Raw genomic sequence first — 17,017 nt, 5'->3', positions numbered from 1 at the left:
TCATAAATTTACAACAAAATTAACAAAAAAGACAAAAAATAACATGCCGAAAGATAAAAATTGACTTGACATACAACGCGATAGGTAGTAGTATTGAGTACATAGAAAGCGTATTGCATAAATAAATTGATATAAAGGTGGACAGAATTATGAAAAATGTATAATCCAAAACATATACAATCATAAACGGTCACAAACAAACACAAAAGTAACATCAAAACAACATGCAAGAGCGAAATATTTAAGGGAGGGAATGGAAAGTGGAGAACATCAAAATGCGTGTCAGTGGAATTAACAAGTCGTTTCCGGGTGTTAAAGCTCTGGACAATGTTAATTTCGCCGTTAGAAAAGGAACGGTTCACGCTCTTTGTGGAGAGAACGGTGCCGGTAAGTCAACATTGATGAAAATCATTAACGGAATTTACAAAGCAGATTCCGGACAGATCTTTCTTGATGAGAAACCGGTAACAATTAAAGATCCGATTCAGGCGAGAGATTATGGTATCGCAATGATCGCACAGGAACTGAACTATGTACCGGAAATGTCAATCGAAGAGAACTTGTTCTTAGGACGCCTTCCGGTGACTAAATTTGGCAATGTTGATTGGAAGAGAGTTCGTAGAGAGACGATTGAATTTCTGAGACAGGAGAATCTTCCATATAAACCGGATCAGAAATTAAAAACATTAACAGTATCTGACATTCAGATGCTTGAGATCATCAAAGCAATTTCCAACAACGCTCAGATCGTAATCATGGATGAGCCTACATCAGCAATCACAAACCGTGAGGTTGAGGTGTTGTTCGGCAAGATCGCAGAGCTGAAAAAGAAAGGCGTAAGTATTATTTACATTTCTCATAAGATGGAAGAAGTATTCCGTATTGCGGATGACATCACAGTTCTTCGAGACGGTAAGACAGTTGAAACACATCCGGCATCAGAGATCGATCTTGACAAAGTCATTGCACTGATGGTTGGACGTAAGATGGACAATGTTTATCCGAAAGAAGAAGTTGAAATTGGTGAGCCGATCCTTGAAATAGAAGGACTTGGAAGCAAAGGTGTATTTAAAGATATTAACTTTAAAGCTAACAAAGGTGAGATCGTAGGATTTGCCGGACTGATGGGTGCAGGACGTACCGAAACAATGAGAGCAATCTTCGGACTGGATCCTTATGATGAAGGAAAGATCAAAGTTCACGGCAAAGAAGTTACTATTAAGAAGGTAAGCGACAGTATCGCACAGAAAGTCGTAATGCTTTCCGAAGACAGAAGACGTTATGGTATCATCCCGATCCGAAGCGTTATGGAAAATGCAAGCATTTCCAGTCTGGACAAGATTATCTATGGCGGAAGATGGCATCCGAAGGTAGAAAAAGAACTGGTAAGCAAATATTTTGAAAAGATGCATGTTAAAACACCATCTCTTGAAACTGCAATTCAGGGACTGAGTGGTGGTAACCAGCAGAAAGTACTTCTGGCTAAATGGATGTTAAGAGATCCGGATGTATTGATTCTGGATGAGCCTACCAGAGGTATCGACGTCGGAGCTAAATTCGAGATCTACAGACTGATGACAGACCTGGTTAAAGAAGGAAAGACAGTTATTATGGTTTCCTCTGAACTGCCGGAGCTGATCGGAATGTGCGACAGAATTTACATAATGAACAAAGGTAGAATCACTGGTTGTCTGAGCAAGGATGAGTTCTCACAAGAGACAATCATGAGATATGCAATGTAATTAGCGGAGGGATTGAGAAAATGAAAAATTCAAAAGCGAGAGATTTTATACACAAGTTTTCGATCTATATCATCCTGGTGGCAATGTTCATCATCTGTGCGATCGTAAATGACAACTTTTTATCTGCACGTAACTTAATCAACGTTGCCCGCCAGCTTTCAGTTGGAACAATCCTGGCATACGGTGAAATGTTACTGGTAATCGCAGGACTGATCGACTTGTCTGTTGGTTCTGTACTGGCACTCGCTGGTGTGCTTTCAATCGCAGCATACCAGTCAACCGGATCACTGTTAGTTGGTTTCCTTGTAGCAATCGCAGTTGGTGTTGCATGTAACTTCATCAACGCAATCCTGGTTACACACTTTGATGTACCGGCATTCATTGCTACACTGGCTATGCAGATGTCAGCCAGAGGTGCGGCACTTCGTTTCACAAACGGACAGAACTTACTTCAGTTAAAAGATTACACAGTATTTGGACAGGGTAACTTAGGACCGATTCCGATGCCTGTAGTATTCATGATCATTATTACAATTATTACATGGTATATTATGACACATACAAGATTCGGTCGTTCTCTTTACGCTATCGGTGGTAATGAAGGAGCAGCAATCGCATCTGGTATCAATGTTAAGAGGAACAAATACATCATCTACATCATCAATGGTATCTTTGCAGGTATCGCAGGTGTGCTCTTTATGTCTCGTGTAAATGCAGGTCTTCCGAACGGAGCTGTAGGATATGAGATGGAAGGTTTGACAGCTACTATCGTCGGTGGTACTAGTTTCTCAGGTGGTGTTGGTACAACAATGGGAACTCTTGCCGGTGGATTTATCATCGGTTTCCTGAACAACATCATGAACCTGATGGGTGTAGACTCTTATGTACAGCAGATCGTTAAAGGTATCATCATCGCACTCGCCGTAGTTGCAGATATCAGATCTAAGAATAAGAAGACACAGAAAGTTATCCTTGCAGCAGATGACAATGATGACAAGAAAGAAAAAGCAGCAGCCAAATAATGAATGCACAAGTTGCAGAACTTTTACAATATAAACCAAATAAGGAGGATTTCAATCTATGAAAAAGAAAGTAATCAGCGCTATCCTTTGCGCAGCAATGGTATCTACAATGGCAGTAGGATGCAGCTCATCCGACAGCAAAAAAGACTCTAAGAGTGACAAAAAAGACGGCTACAAAGTAGCTTATATCGCAAGAGCTCAGGAAGACTCTTTCGCAGCTTGGTTAGCTGACGAGATGAGAGCAGCATTCAAGAAAACAGGGGACATGTCATTAGAGGTATTCGATGGAGAAGCTAACGACGAGAAAGAGAACTCTATCATTGAGAACTGTATCGCAAACGGATATGACGGAATTATTGTTCAGGCTAACAACGGAGAAGCTCAGCTCCCATACATTCAGCAGATCGTAGAAGCTGACATCCCATGTATCACAACAAACCCACGTGTTGAGTGTGAAGGAACAGGATCTGTAGATGCTGATCCATACGAGCAGGCAAAAGTAAACTGTGAACTGGCTCTTAAGAAGATCCCGAAAAACGCTAAAGTTGTAGTTCTTCAGGGACCTGCAGGAAACTTCCACAGCACAAAGAGAAGAGAAGCATGGAAGAAAGAATTCTTCGACAAGAGATCTGATGTTAAGATCTTAGCAGAAGATATCGCTAACTGGAACAAAGACGAAGCTATGCAGCTCATGGAAGACTGGGTACAGGCTTATGGAAAGATTGACGCTGTTATCTCTATGAACGACAACATGGCAGCTGGAGCAATCGAAGCAGTTAAAGATAACGCTAAATACAAAAACATGCAGGCATATGGTGTAGACGGAACTGCAGAGGCTTGCTTACTTATCAAAGAAGGTAAGATGACATCTACAGGACTTCAGTCAGCTATCGACCTTGCTAAGATGAATACAGAAGCTATGCATGATGTATTAACAGGTAAGAAGAAAGTTACTGACATCAACGACAACGTTCCTGCACCACTTATCACATCTGACAATGTTGACGAATACATCCAGATGTACAAAGACAACGGACAGATTAAAGAATAATTTGAACGTATGAAAAATTAATCACAGAATTAGATTAATGACTTAATCAATGTCAGTGAGAAAAAGTATATTGTAAGAGTAGACATAACTGGCAGGTCAAATATCGGCTTGCCAGTTATTATTTTCAAAAAATAGTTCGAGAAAATTTTAACAGATTGAAAGGAGATACGTGAAATGAAAAACAGAGGAGCATTTATGACAGACCTTGATAAAATGGAAATCCGTGATATTCCAATGCCGGAACCGAAAGAGAAAGAGGTTCTGGTTGAACTGGAATATGTAGGAATCTGTGGTTCTGATGTACATTATTTCCACGATGGAAGATGCGGAAGCTATGTAGTAGATGGAGACTTCATGCTTGGACATGAGTGTGCCGGAACAGTTGTAGAACTTGGAGAAGGTGTAGAGAACCTGAAAGTCGGAGACAGAGTAGCTCTGGAGCCGGGAATCACATGCGGACAGTGTGAATTCTGTAAATCAGGACGTTACAACCTTTGCCCGGATGTACAGTTCCTTGCAACACCACCGGTACAGGGATGCTATGAGAACTACATCGCATTCCCGGAGAACATGTGCTTCAAACTTCCGGACAACATCAGCACAAAAGAAGGTGCACTTGTTGAGCCATTATCAGTAGGTATGCACGCAGCTAACCAGGGAAATGTACAGCTTGGAGACTCTGTAGTAATTCTTGGAGCAGGTTGTATCGGACTTGTAACATTACTTGCTTGTAAAGCACACGGTGCTACAGATATCACAGTTGTTGACGTAATTCCAAAACGTCTGGACTATGCTATGAAATTAGGAGCTACACGTGTGATCAACGGAAAAGAAGTAGATGCTATCGAAGAAGTTAAGAAGATCACAAACGGAGCCGGTGTTGACAAAGTTATGGAAACAGCAGGATCTCCATTTACAATCAAAGAGACTCCATTCATGGTTAAGAGAGGCGGAACAATCGTATTAGTTGGTATTTCTGCTCAGGAAACGGTTGAATTTAACTTTGCTCAGATCATGGACAAAGAGCCGGAAATCAAATCTGTATTCCGTTACAGAAACATCTATCCACAGGCAATCGCAGCTATCTCTGATGGCCTGATCGATGTATCCGGAATCGTTACACATGAATTTGATTTCGATAACATTCAGGAAGCATTTGACTGTGCAATCAATAACAAAGACGATGTAGTAAAAGCTGTAATTAAGATCAAATAATATAATACCAAGGTAAAAAGGTCGGTCGCCACGTGAGCTAGATCATATGTGGCGGACAGACCTTGGGACCTGTCCCAATATGAGCATAAAAGTGGGATATTAATCCCACGATATGCGAATAGTGGGTAGGATTGCGGGAGTGCAACGCACGTAGCAATCCGTGGGTATTATAAAAAACAGATGAATACAGCAAAATGGAGGTTTATGATGGTAGACTATAGAAATTTTAATGAAGATTTCAGTCTGGAAGGCAAGACAGCAATTGTAACTGGTGCAGCTAGTGGTATCGGATATGAGATTGCAAAAATGTATGCAAGAAAAGGCGCTAACGTAGTAAGCTTTGACATGAACAAGGCAGATGACCTTGACGATTACATGAAGGAGCAGGGCGTAGGCTATCTCGCATATGTTGGAAACATTACAAAAACTGCAGATATTGATGACTGCGTGGCAAAGACAGTTGAGACATTCGGAAGACTGGATATTCTTGTAAACTGCGCAGGAATCGGTGTTGTACAGAGCGTTCTGGATCATGAGGAAGATCTCTGGGATAAGACACTTAGCATCAACCTGACAGGAACAGTAAGATTTGGACGTGCTGCTGCAAAAGTTATGAAAGAACAGGGCGGCGGAAAGATCATCAACATGGGTTCCCAGGCAGGAGTTGTTGCACTTGACGGACATCTGACCTACGGATGTTGTAAAGCTGCTGTAATCTATGCTACAAAACAGTTCGCTATGGAACTGGCACAGTACAACATTAATGTAAATGCAATCTCTCCAACAATTATCCTGACTCCGATGGGAGAAGAAAACTGGAATAATGAACGTGGAGTAGAATTTAAAAAGAAAATTCCGGCACATAGATTTGGTTATCCGGAAGAAGTGGCAGCATGCGCAGTATTCCTTGCAAGTGACGCATCCAGCCTCGTAAACGGAGCAAATCTTGTGATCGATGGTGGATTTACCATCTGCTAAACAAGAGTAATTACTCAAATATTTTATTTCAATGATGCTTTCGCCGTGCAGTCGTTAGCCCCGCTGCATGGCGATATAGCTAAAAAAGCTAAGAAAACAATGACGGAGGTCTAAAACAATGGAAGAAAAAAGAGTGCAGGAGCTGGCTGCGAAGGCAGTAAAAGTCCGCAGAACAGCATTAGAAGCAATCGAAGCCGCTCATTCAGGACACGTAGGTGGATCCTTTTCAGTGGCAGATATTTTGACAGTTTTATATTGGGAAAAAATGAACATCAACCCGGAGCAGCCTAAAGATCCCGACAGAGACAGATTTGTACTGTCAAAAGGTCATTGTACACCGACTATGTACGCGACATTGGCACTTCGTGGATTCTTCCCGGTAGAAGATCTGAAAACATTCAGAAATGTAGACAGTTATCTCTCCGGACACGTAGAGATGACAAAGGTACCTGGTGTAGATATGTCAGCAGGTTCCCTTGGACAGGGCTTATCCGCAGCAATCGGAATGGCTCTGTGCGGAAAAGTGGATAAGAAAGATTATCGTGTATATGCAGCATTAGGAGATGGCGAGATTCAGGAAGGACAGATCTGGGAGGCAGCTATGGCAGCCGGAAATTACGGACTGGACAACCTGACCGTATTCGTAGATAACAACAATCTGCAGATTGACGGAACCATTGAAGAAGTAATGTCACCATATCCGATTGAAGATAAATTCAAAGCCTTCAAGTGGAATGTACTTACAATCGACGGACACGATTATGCACAGATTGCAGATGCAATTGACAAAGCAAAAGAGACAAAAGGTGCTCCGACGGTTATCGTAGCAAAGACTGTAAAAGGAAAAGGTGTTTCCTTCATGGAAAACAATGTAAAATTCCATGGAAGCACACCGACACCGGAACAGTTTGAACAGGCATTCAAAGAATTAGATGCACAGGCTGCATCATTGGAGGTGTAATTATGGGAGAAGTAATAGCAACAAGAGAAGCCTATGGAAGAGCTCTGTGTGAATTCGGAGCAGATGAGAACATCATGGTATTTGATGCGGATCTTACAATTTGTACAATGTCCTGCTATTTTGCACAGAAGTATCCGGAGAGATTCTTCAACGCAGGTATCGCAGAGTGTAACATGGCAGGTATGGCAGCAGGAGCAGCATCCTGCGGAAAGACAGCATTTATCCATACATTTGCAATGTTTGCAGCAGGAAGAATTTACGATCAGGTAAGAAACTCCATTGCATATCCGGGACTTAATGTAAAAGTTGTCGGAACACATGCAGGACTTTCTGTAGGAGAAGATGGAGCAACTCATCAGTGTATCGAAGACTTAAGTCTGATGCGCACCATCCCGGGAATGACAGTTATCTGCCCATGTGATGCAAATGAGACAAGAGAAGTTGTAAAAGCAATGATCGATTATGACGGACCGTGCTACCTGCGACTGGGACGTTCCGGAGTTGAAAATATAACTGACTCCATCCCGGGATATAAATTTGAACTTGGCAAGGGTGCACAGTTAAAGGATGGAGATGATGTAACAATCATCGCAACAGGACTGATGGTTCAGGAAGCATTAAAAGCAGCAGATCTTCTCGCAGCAGAAGGAATCAAAGCCCGTGTGATCGACCTGCATACGATCAAACCGATTGACAAAGACATTATCATCAAAGCAGCCAAAGAGACGGGTGCAATTGTAACAACAGAAGAGCACAATGTTATCGGCGGACTTGGCGCAGCAGTAGCAGAAGTCGTTACAGAAAGCTGCCCGGTACCGGTTGTGAAACATGGTGTAGAAGATGTATTCGGACATTCCGGAACAGCAGAAGCACTGATGGTAAAATATGGTTTAACACCGGAGAAGATTGTAGAAAAAGCAAAACAGGCAATCGCCTTAAAAAAATAAACTACAAACAATAATTCAATCGACAAAGGCGACAGCAAAGGAGAAATTACTATGGACATGATGAAAGCAAACGTATATGACAAACCAGGTCATTGCGAAGTAAAACAGGTTCCGGTACCGGAGATCGGACCACATCAGGTACTGATCAAAGTTATGTCTTGCGGTATTTGTAAAGGCGCAGACGTAGCACTTGCAGCAGGTGGATTCCTTGCAGAGTTCCCACTGTTAAACGGACATGAATTTGCCGGATATGTATACAAAGTCGGTGAGCATGTAGACACATTTAAAGTTGGAGACAGAGTAACAGCAGATAACACAGTACTGTGTGGAGACTGCTACTACTGCAGAAAAGACGAGCCATTATACTGCAAAAATTTCTACTCACTGGGATGCAACGGCCCTGGAGGATTCGCTGAGTATGTAGCAGTGAATGCAGATAAAGTATTCCCGATCAGCGATAACTTGTCTTTCAACGAGGCAATTTTCGCAGAACCGACTGCATGTGCGGTACATTCCATGGACCGTATCCAGGTGAAATTCGGTGATGACGTTCTTGTATATGGATGCGGACCGACAGGAATCATCATGACACAGCTGCTGATGCACTCTAACGCAAATCGTGTTGTAGTATGCGGACCAAGCCAGGACAAACTGGATATCCTGAAGAAATACGGATGTAAAGAGACAATTCTTATGGATCGTAACGATCCAAGCAAACACGAAGCTAAATTAAGAGAAATCGCTCCGGAAGGATTTGATATCCTTGTTGATACAACTGCAAATGTAGATGTAATGGAAAGCATGATCAAATTCGGAAAAATGGGTGCAAAATTCATGATGTTTGCAATGCCGCACGCAGGTGCAAAATGGGCAATTGATCCAGAGTACTGGTATCTCCACGAGATCCAGCTGATCCCGACATGGGCACAGACACACTGCTTCGGACGTGCACTGGAATATCTTGAGGCTGGAAAAGTACAGGTAAAAGAACTTGTTACACATGAAATGCCACTGGATGATTACGATAAAGGAATTGCGCTGGCTGCCAAGGGAGGTCCGGGCACACTGAAAGTCATCCTTCATCCAAACTACGAAGAATAATAACGGAAAATAAACAGTTAGTGTAGAATTTACAGATTGAATATAAGATTTTCATATGCGCTCCGACAGGTTACTATCGGGGCGCATGCTATATAAAAAATTCAGAAGATAATCGTCAGATCGGTTTGGGAAAAGGGAAGGCAGGAAGATGAAAGCAATAGGATTAGATATCGGAACAACAACCGTATGTGGAGTGCTTGTAGACGCGAAGACAGGAGAACTTTTGGATGCGAAGACGCTTACCAATGACTCTGTGATAGAGAGTGTACATACATACGAACGCACACAGGATGCAGATAAAATTCTTGTGAAATGCAAAAATATATTAGAAGAGTATCTTTCCGAACAGGAAGATATTGTGAGCATTGGCGTAACCGGACAGATGCACGGAATTGTCTATGTAGATGAAAATGGCGTGGCAGTCAGTCCGCTGTATACATGGCAGGATGGCAGAGGAGATTTAGTATGTGCTGATATCCAGAAGAAACAACCAGTAGTGGATTCTGAGGGCATGGGAAATACAGATACTGAAAGCAAAGTGGCAGACAATTCAGAGATGGGTGATTCTGGAAATATAGATAGCGGAAACAAAGTGGCAGACAACGCAGAGACTGGCGAATCAGGAAATGTTTGTATGACATATGCCGCTGAGTTATCTAAAATAACCGGCTATCACATGGCATCCGGATTCGGACTGACAACCAATTATTACAATACAAAACATGGACTTGTCCCGGAAGAAGCAAAGTCATTTTGCACGATCCCGGATTATGTTGCAATGTCTCTGGCAGGTGAGAAGAGACCGAAGATGCATCAGACAATGGCGGCAAGTCTCGGACTTTACAATATGAAAGCCGGAGATTTTGACCGTACGGCAGCAGAAAAAGCCGGTATGAACCCGGAATTACTGCCGGAAGTAGCAACAATAAGCACGACATGCGGAAATTATACGGCAGATGTGGAGAAATATCCGGCATATGCGGGGAAAACAATCCCGGTCGCAGTTGCATTTGGAGATAACCAGGCAAGTTTCTTAGGTTCTGTCAATCAGGAATGCAAAGTATTGTTAAATGTAGGAACCGGCGGACAGGTATCTGTTTACAGCGAAGAGCTGATAAAAGCAGATGGAATCGAGTGCCGCCCATATTTGAAAGGTTCCTATCTGATGGCAGGCTCTTCTTTGTGTGGTGGATATTCCTACAATCTTGTGAAACGATTTTTTGAGGAAATCTATGCACTGGCAGGCGTAGGCTGCCCGAAAGATATTTACAGTATCATGAACCGGATCGCAGGAGAAGCTGCAGAAAAAGAGAAAACATTGGCGGTCGACACAAGATTCAATGGAAGTCGTGAGAATCCGGCGCTGACAGGAAGTATTACCGGGCTGACAGTAGATACCTTCCATCCGGGAGATCTGGCGTACGGTGTACTTCGAGGACTGTGCGAAGAGCTGTATCAGTTTTATAATGTGTTGCCGGAGAAGCTGAAAGATGGCAGTCACTTTGTTGGAAGCGGAAATGGAATTCGCAAAAACCCACTGTTGCAGAAGATTGCAAGCGATCGTTTCCGGATGAAACTTCGTATCCCGAAATACGCAGAAGAAGCGGCATATGGAGCAGTGTTATTTTCCCTGCTTGCAAGCGGCGAGCGTGAAACTCTGGAAGATGTGCAGAGGCTGGTACGGTATGAAGCGTAGAAAGCTGCAGAAGATTGTATTTGATGAGTGGATATATAAAAGACTCTTAGCAATACGTAGGAGGAAATGATGTTAAGAGGGCTCTTTTTAATAGATTTGTAAAAATATTTGGTAAAGATTGCTGAAAATGGAAAGAATTTCGAAACGAAAGTAAACGAAAGTAGACAAAAACAATCGATAATGCTAGAATAATTTTATAAGAAATTTACGTATTATATAGGAGGAATGAACCATGAAAATTGCAATCGGATGCGATCCAAACGCACAGGCAGCAAAAGAGGAAGTTATCAAGTATATCGAATCTAAAGGATACGGAGAAGTTACAGACTTCGGAAGCGAAGACCCGATTTACGCACATACAGCAGTCAAAGTTGCAGAAGCAGTTGCAGCAAAAGAATATGATCGTGGTATTCTGATCTGCGGAACAGGTATTGGAGTATCTATCGCAGCAAATAAAGTTAAAGGTGCATATGCAGCACTGATCTCTGATGTATATTCAGCACAGAGAGCAAGACTGAGCAACGATGCTAATATCGCTTGTATGGGAGCTTTTACAACAGGAAATAAAGTAAGAGAACTTCTTGTAGATGCATTCCTTGGCAACGAATTCGTACCGGGATGCTCATCACAGCCGAAGGTAGACGCATTCGTTAAATACGATAACGAGAGATAATAAAAAATAGGACAGACACCGCTTATGGAAAACCATAGGCGGTTTTTTTACAGCTTCTTTTATATATGAGAAGCCAAAACTATATAATTTTTGGATATTCCGTCCCTCTCATTCGTATATAAAGTGAAAACAAAAAGGAGGTGGAAAGATATTGGAATGGACGAAAGACAAATTCTATCGTATGTATGAAGAATATAATGGCATGGTATATCGGTTGTGTATGTTGTACCTGAAAAATGAGAGTGATGCAGGGGATGCGGTTCAGGATATATTTTTGAAAATGTGGGAGAAGGAGCCGGTATTTGCAAATGAAGTACACATTCGTGCGTGGCTTCTTCGTACAACAAAACATACATGCCTGGATATATTAAAGAGTGGTTGGTTTAAAAGAAGAGCAGATCGCGAGCCGGATTTGCAACAAATTCCACAGGAACAAAAAGAAGAATATTGCTTGTTGGAAAAGGTTCAAAAGCTTCCGGAAAAGTATAGGGAAGTATTGTATTTTTATTACTATGAAGAATATTCAGTAAAGGAAATCAGTGCTATGACCGGAATAAAAGAAAGCACGATACAATCCAGATTATCAGCAGCAAGAAAACAGTTAAAAATGATGTTAGAAACGAGAAAGGAGGAAGAAATATGAAGCATGGGCAGGTGAATAAGAATCAGATAAAAAAAGCATTTTTGCTGTTAGAGCCTTCAGCGCAGGTGCAGGAAGATATATGGAATAAAATAGAAAAACAGATAGATGAACCAATAGTGGGACGGATGATAAAATCGGAAAATAGGAAAAGAACAAAGAAAAAAGGATATTACAGGAAGTTTTTTCTAAAAGCGGCAGCATTTTTGGTGCTTGCAGTCGGAATTTTAGGAGCCATTGACAGGATGAATGGTGGAAAAATGATGGAGGTTCTTGCAAATTTCTGGAAAGTGGATAAAGACAGTCAGCATGTAGTGCAGAAGATGACGGACTATCATGTGAAAGTAGATACTGCTTACGCACCGGAACTTCTGGAAGATACGGAAGAAAGAATTATTTTTGCAGGGACATTTGGCGTCGTTATTTATGATCAGGAGAGAGGACAGGTAGAAGGGACGATAGATCTTGATAAAATTCAAAGTAATTTCTTCGGTACAGAGACATTAAAGACAAGATTTATTGTTGATGGAGATAATTTGTATATTTACAATTGCCAAGAAGGGAAACCATATGGAAAATATTATCGCTATGATCTTGGTATGTGTAAGAGAAATTTAAAGAAGAAGGAAATTTCTTCGCTGTCGCCGGTCGAGACAAAAAAAGTCACAAAAAATCTGGAAAAACAAAGAAAGAAATCACAAAGATATAAAACAACCTGGGAGCAATTTTCAAATGCAGAAAAAATATTTGAAGGAAAGATTTACAGTGAAAAATGTTTGAGAACGAAAGTAAAAAATGGGGGAATACAGAACTCTTGCCTGGTATTGAAAAAGAATGCCGGTACATCAAAGTATCAGATGTATATATATCGACAAAACCAGAACACAAAAAAGATAACAAAAGATAAACTTTCTGTTTTTGCTACGGAACCGGATGCAGAAGAGAAAAACTATCCAAAATATTATGCAGCGGATAAAAATTCAGTGAAACAGGCATTAATTAATTGCTTTTATGAAAATCCAAAAGTATATGCAGGAAGTGTATATCATGGAAAGAATATAGAGTCTACATTGCCTGAAAAGCAATATGAATTGGTGCTTCCGATTATTCAAATTACAGGTATAAAGAAGCAGGGTGATACGGTTAAAATAATTGGTACATTTTACTGGTATGGCTTTGTGACTTCAGGTAAGACATTATACGAGTCAGATGCGGATGGAAACAGAGCGGTTGCATATCTAAAAGAAACAAAAGATGGCTATAAAGTGGAGAAAATTATCTGTCCAAGAGGTGGAGGCTATTACCGGAAAGACTTGGAACAAATATATGGAAAAGATGATGTGGCAGTTCAAAAGACATTGGACATGGATGTCGAGAGCGGTGTAGTTGAAACGTTAAAAGAATATGTGAAACAAAATCAGCAGAAATTTGTATATTATAAAGCGTTTGGACGAGATCCGCAAAATCTGAAATAAGACGGATGGGGTTGTCGCACAAAAAGTGTGATGCCCATTCTTAATAAGGTGATTTATATTCAAATTATCTATAATACTTATATTAATTTCGAATTTGTTTTCCAACCACACCTTCTGTAGAATGGAGCTAAGAACTATTGGCGCAAAATAACATTATAACCAGAAGGAAAGGAAGGAAAAAGTATTGAAAAATCAAGCAAAACGAGTGCTGATGTTTGGACTGATGATAGCAGTAGCATTGTCTATGTTATTGCCAAATGTCAGTGAGGCAGCAGCGAAGAAACCGGCAGCAGTAAAGGCTAAGACAGTGAAAGTCTACAAGAGCACCAGCAACACGAAGACAGCAACCGTGAAAGTAAAATGGAAGAAAGCAAAAAATGCGAAGAAATACCGCGTTGCTTACAAAGCAAAGAGCAAAAAGAGCTGGAAGAAAGTGACAACCAAAAAGACAGCGGTCACATTAAAGAATCTGAAAGGAAATACAAAGTATTCTGTAAAAGTACGCAGTCTGAATGGCAAGAAGTACAGCAAATATAGTAAGGCAAAGACATTTAAGACAAAGAAACTGGTGAAGAAGCCATCAAAACCGGATGAGCCGAAACCGCCGATTGACGAGAAACCGGAATTAAAAATTGATAAATCTGAAGTGACATTGTATGTAAAAGATGGCTATACAGCGACAGTAACAGCAAGTGGAATCGATACAGACAAGCTGACATGGGAGTCTTCCGATGAAGCAGTTGCAACTGTAGAAAATGGTGTGATCACACCGGTAGGAGAAGGAAAAGCAGTGATCAGTGTATCTGGAGAAGACCAGAAAAAAGAGTGTCAGGTTACTGTAAAATCCAGCGCATATCAGTATGTTACAGCGAAAGATGTACTTACGTCACTGGCATCCGGTAACAGCGAATACGAATTGATCGACGTGCGCCAGAACATAGATAAGAGCGGACTGGACATGGGTTCTTATACAAAAGCACATGTGATCAGCGCACTTGGTGCCCCGATGATGTCTGATGAATACGATTACCTTGCAGCTGATCAATGTGTAGAGAATCTGAAGAAAGTGGGCTTGTCCAATGAAAACGGTAAAAAACATGTATTTATCTGCTATTATGGTGGCGAAATTGCACAAATTGGAGTAAAAGTCGCAAGAAGTCTGATGGGAATCAACAATGATGACATCTATATCTTGGAAAGCGGACAGTGGTCTATGGATCCGGAATGGTCATCCATGGCAAAGAATCCATATGAAGCGCCACAGTATCTTATCGGAATGGGAACATTGAAAACAGGAGAAGCAGTGCAGACTATGACAAAGAGTCAACTTACAACAGCAATGACAGGAGAGATCAAGATCTGTAACGTACTGGATGTTCGTGTAAAAGCAGATTACGATGCAGGTCATATCGACGGAGCTGTGTCAGCATCTGTAAAAGAAAATGACGGAAGTGCATTGAAAGAAGAAGTGCAGAAAGCCGGAAAGACCTCTGTATTCGTACTTGTCGGAGATGGACAAGGCGAAGACGTAGCAGAAGCATATCAGAAAATGCTTGGTTACGGAGTAGCAACTAATCAGATCGTAGTACTTGACGGCGGTATGAGTAAATAAAATGAATAAGCAATTTTAAACAGCTCCCCGGTACAGTAGTGTATCGGGGAGCTGTCTTTGAAAATAGGATGAATTGAAGTTACTAAGCCTTAACCCACTTGCCAATCCATTTATGAGTCGTTTTATTGTATTTCCGCTTGTACAGAACACCATTTACTGTTTTATATCTCCACTCGATAACATCACCACGTCTTGGAGAGATAGAGATTTTCTGAGGCGTTGCCGTATAAGTGGAATGAGTAATATTTGTGGAAGCCTGCGTAGTACATGGTGCAAATAAGCTAAATACTAATAGATAAACTGGAATTAATTTGACTCTTTTTTTCATATATTTATTGCTCCTTTATCTGAAAATCGGTCATTTCCTCAGGGATATGATCTAAAGTTGTTAAATATTTTCCATCTACATATAAATCATAATTTGAAGAATGTTTGGGATGGATGAAGTAAGCATTTTCTGAAGTGATAGCCATAACGCCTTCGGGATCTGGGAAAACTAACTCTGTCACGAATACAAAAGAAAATATCAACAATATAGTGATAAATGCTGACTGAAAAATTCGGGATATATTTTTTCGTTTTTCATCAGTAAAATCTGTTGTGATAAATTTGATTCGTGTTCGCAAATTAGATGGACTCTTTCCAACAAAGTTCATGGATAATGCATGGTGTGCACATTGCCTGTAATGTACAGTCTTTGCAGTGGACACAATTAAATTGGCATATTGGATATGTTCTTTTCGGCTGCTGTTCTGCAGGATTGCCTGATCGTTGGAAACTTCCATAAAGAGTGTATACTCTTTTTTTAGAAGATAGATCAATGGATTCCACCAGTGAATACAGCAGACGACATCTACCAGTAACGTGATCCATAGATCATGTTTTTTATAATGCATGAGTTCGTGTTTGAAAACATATTCCAGTTCTGTGTCGGTAAAAGAAATATCCGGTAATAGTAATGTTGGTGTGCAAAGTCCGGTAATAGCCGGAGAAATAGTATCCGGCAGCACGGCAATGCGGATATTGTCAGTTGTATAGTGCGATGCCAGTTCATATAAGTGATGATACTCGGCAGTGTCTTTTACTTCAAATCCCTTTATATAGTTATTCAATCTTATCTTGCTGATCAATAGCCGGATTAATTGAATAACAGCACCAATAAAAACAATGCGATATAGGATATCTAAAATACTCCATCCATGAAATGGTGTGGTATCATATAGAAATCCGATTAACGTTGGCAAAATATGTTCTGATCGAAGTGTGTAAGTAAAAGGAAAATTCAAGGGAACTGCCATGCGCAGAAGAATCAATATGATTCCAATAAATACAAAGCGTTTTCCCTGTGCAAAAAATGTCTTTTTCCTATATAAAACATAATAAAAATACACGGTTAAAATCATACTTGTCGTCAGACAAGTAAGAAATGGTCCGAGAGAAAGTTCCATAAATTGCTTATTGCTCCTTTTTCAGTTCTTCTTTTTTCTTAGCAATTAACTGTTCTAATTGCTCTAATTCTTCGGCGTCCGTCTCCGCGTCTATCAATGAAGCGAAGAGAGCGAAGGGGGAAGATCCAACAATGTCTCTGAATGATTCATTGAAATATTCTTCTTTTGAAACACATGGTGTATAGCTTCGTGTCAATACGGTTCCGCTATATACAATATCTGCGACTTTGATATATTCTGCTTTCATCAGTGCCCGCAGACAAGCCTGTATGGTATTGATGTTCAAAGAAGGATTACTCTTTTCAATATCAGAGGCAATCATAGGGGTTGGACTGTTCCATAAGATCTTCATGATTTCCAGTTGCTTTTTAGTAAGCTTTTGCTTTTTAAATTTTTTCATCATGTCGTCCTCCTAAGTTGTTGCCTGTTCATACTATAACGCAAAAGAGAAATTAA

At 40.7% G+C, this 17,017-nt stretch carries 15 protein-coding genes; 13 read left to right on the top strand and 2 right to left on the bottom strand.

The window, feature by feature from the left end:
- Window positions 1-260: 260 nt before the first annotated feature.
- The 13 genes from H8S07_RS04815 (at window position 261) to H8S07_RS04755 (ending at window position 15,113) form a co-directional block, all read left to right on the top strand.
- Window positions 261-1,742 (top strand): sugar ABC transporter ATP-binding protein, encoded by a 1,482-nt coding sequence (locus tag H8S07_RS04815; RefSeq protein ID WP_330411938.1) that lies wholly within the window; start codon window positions 261-263, stop codon window positions 1,740-1,742.
- Window positions 1,743-1,762: 20 nt separating this feature from the next.
- Window positions 1,763-2,764, top strand: coding sequence for an ABC transporter permease (locus H8S07_RS04810; RefSeq protein WP_117538499.1), 1,002 nt, complete (start codon window positions 1,763-1,765; stop codon window positions 2,762-2,764).
- 58 nt (window positions 2,765-2,822) lie between these two features.
- Window positions 2,823-3,815, top strand: coding sequence for a sugar ABC transporter substrate-binding protein (locus tag H8S07_RS04805; RefSeq protein WP_117538500.1), 993 nt, complete (start codon window positions 2,823-2,825; stop codon window positions 3,813-3,815).
- Window positions 3,816-3,989: 174 nt separating this feature from the next.
- Window positions 3,990-5,030 carry an NAD(P)-dependent alcohol dehydrogenase gene (locus H8S07_RS04800; protein WP_118661244.1) on the top strand — a complete coding sequence of 347 codons (1,041 nt, stop codon included), beginning with the start codon at window positions 3,990-3,992 and terminating at the stop codon, window positions 5,028-5,030.
- A gap of 207 nt (window positions 5,031-5,237) precedes the next feature.
- Entirely contained in the window at window positions 5,238-6,008 is a 771-nt protein-coding gene (locus tag H8S07_RS04795) for a GolD/DthD family dehydrogenase (protein ID WP_021860286.1), read from the top strand.
- Between the two features lie 118 nt (window positions 6,009-6,126).
- Window positions 6,127-6,969 carry a transketolase gene (locus H8S07_RS04790; protein ID WP_021860285.1) on the top strand — a complete coding sequence of 281 codons (843 nt, stop codon included), beginning with the start codon at window positions 6,127-6,129 and terminating at the stop codon, window positions 6,967-6,969.
- A gap of 2 nt (window positions 6,970-6,971) precedes the next feature.
- A complete protein-coding gene (locus H8S07_RS04785) occupies window positions 6,972-7,916 on the top strand; it encodes a transketolase family protein (RefSeq protein WP_117538503.1) in 945 nt (314 codons plus the stop codon).
- Window positions 7,917-7,967: 51 nt separating this feature from the next.
- Window positions 7,968-9,017, top strand: coding sequence for a zinc-dependent alcohol dehydrogenase family protein (locus H8S07_RS04780; RefSeq protein WP_117538504.1), 1,050 nt, complete (start codon window positions 7,968-7,970; stop codon window positions 9,015-9,017).
- Window positions 9,018-9,165: 148 nt separating this feature from the next.
- Window positions 9,166-10,713 carry a sedoheptulokinase gene (locus tag H8S07_RS04775; protein WP_186855550.1) on the top strand — a complete coding sequence of 516 codons (1,548 nt, stop codon included), beginning with the start codon at window positions 9,166-9,168 and terminating at the stop codon, window positions 10,711-10,713.
- Window positions 10,714-10,945: 232 nt separating this feature from the next.
- Window positions 10,946-11,386, top strand: coding sequence for an RpiB/LacA/LacB family sugar-phosphate isomerase (locus H8S07_RS04770; RefSeq protein ID WP_021860281.1), 441 nt, complete (start codon window positions 10,946-10,948; stop codon window positions 11,384-11,386).
- A 151-nt stretch (window positions 11,387-11,537) separates the two neighbouring features.
- Window positions 11,538-12,029, top strand: a complete 492-nt coding sequence (locus tag H8S07_RS04765; RefSeq protein ID WP_186855549.1) for an RNA polymerase sigma factor — start codon at window positions 11,538-11,540, stop codon at window positions 12,027-12,029.
- Window positions 12,026-13,501, top strand: coding sequence for a hypothetical protein (locus H8S07_RS04760; RefSeq protein ID WP_186855548.1), 1,476 nt, complete (start codon window positions 12,026-12,028; stop codon window positions 13,499-13,501). The genes H8S07_RS04765 and H8S07_RS04760 overlap by 4 nt, the downstream gene beginning before the upstream one ends.
- Window positions 13,502-13,685: 184 nt before the next feature.
- The gene (locus H8S07_RS04755; RefSeq protein WP_186855547.1) at window positions 13,686-15,113 is read left to right on the top strand and encodes a rhodanese-like domain-containing protein; all 1,428 of its coding nucleotides are present in this window, start codon (window positions 13,686-13,688) and stop codon (window positions 15,111-15,113) included.
- Window positions 15,114-15,445: 332 nt separating this feature from the next.
- On the opposite strand, the gene H8S07_RS04750 is transcribed toward H8S07_RS04755, so the two are convergent.
- Together H8S07_RS04750 and H8S07_RS04745 are read right to left on the bottom strand one after the other, a co-directional pair.
- A complete protein-coding gene (locus tag H8S07_RS04750) occupies window positions 15,446-16,411 on the bottom strand; it encodes a M56 family metallopeptidase (protein WP_158549933.1) in 966 nt (321 codons plus the stop codon).
- A 157-nt stretch (window positions 16,412-16,568) separates the two neighbouring features.
- Window positions 16,569-16,964 carry a BlaI/MecI/CopY family transcriptional regulator gene (locus H8S07_RS04745; RefSeq protein WP_242993006.1) on the bottom strand — a complete coding sequence of 132 codons (396 nt, stop codon included), beginning with the start codon at window positions 16,962-16,964 and terminating at the stop codon, window positions 16,569-16,571.
- Window positions 16,965-17,017: the final 53 nt, after the last annotated feature.

Origin of the sequence: Dorea hominis (assembly GCF_014287705.1) — a bacterium.
Lineage (GTDB): Bacteria > Bacillota > Clostridia > Lachnospirales > Lachnospiraceae > Dorea_D > Dorea_D hominis.
Note: the sequence above shows the minus strand (reverse complement) of the source record. Positions and strands in the feature narration are given on the sequence as shown.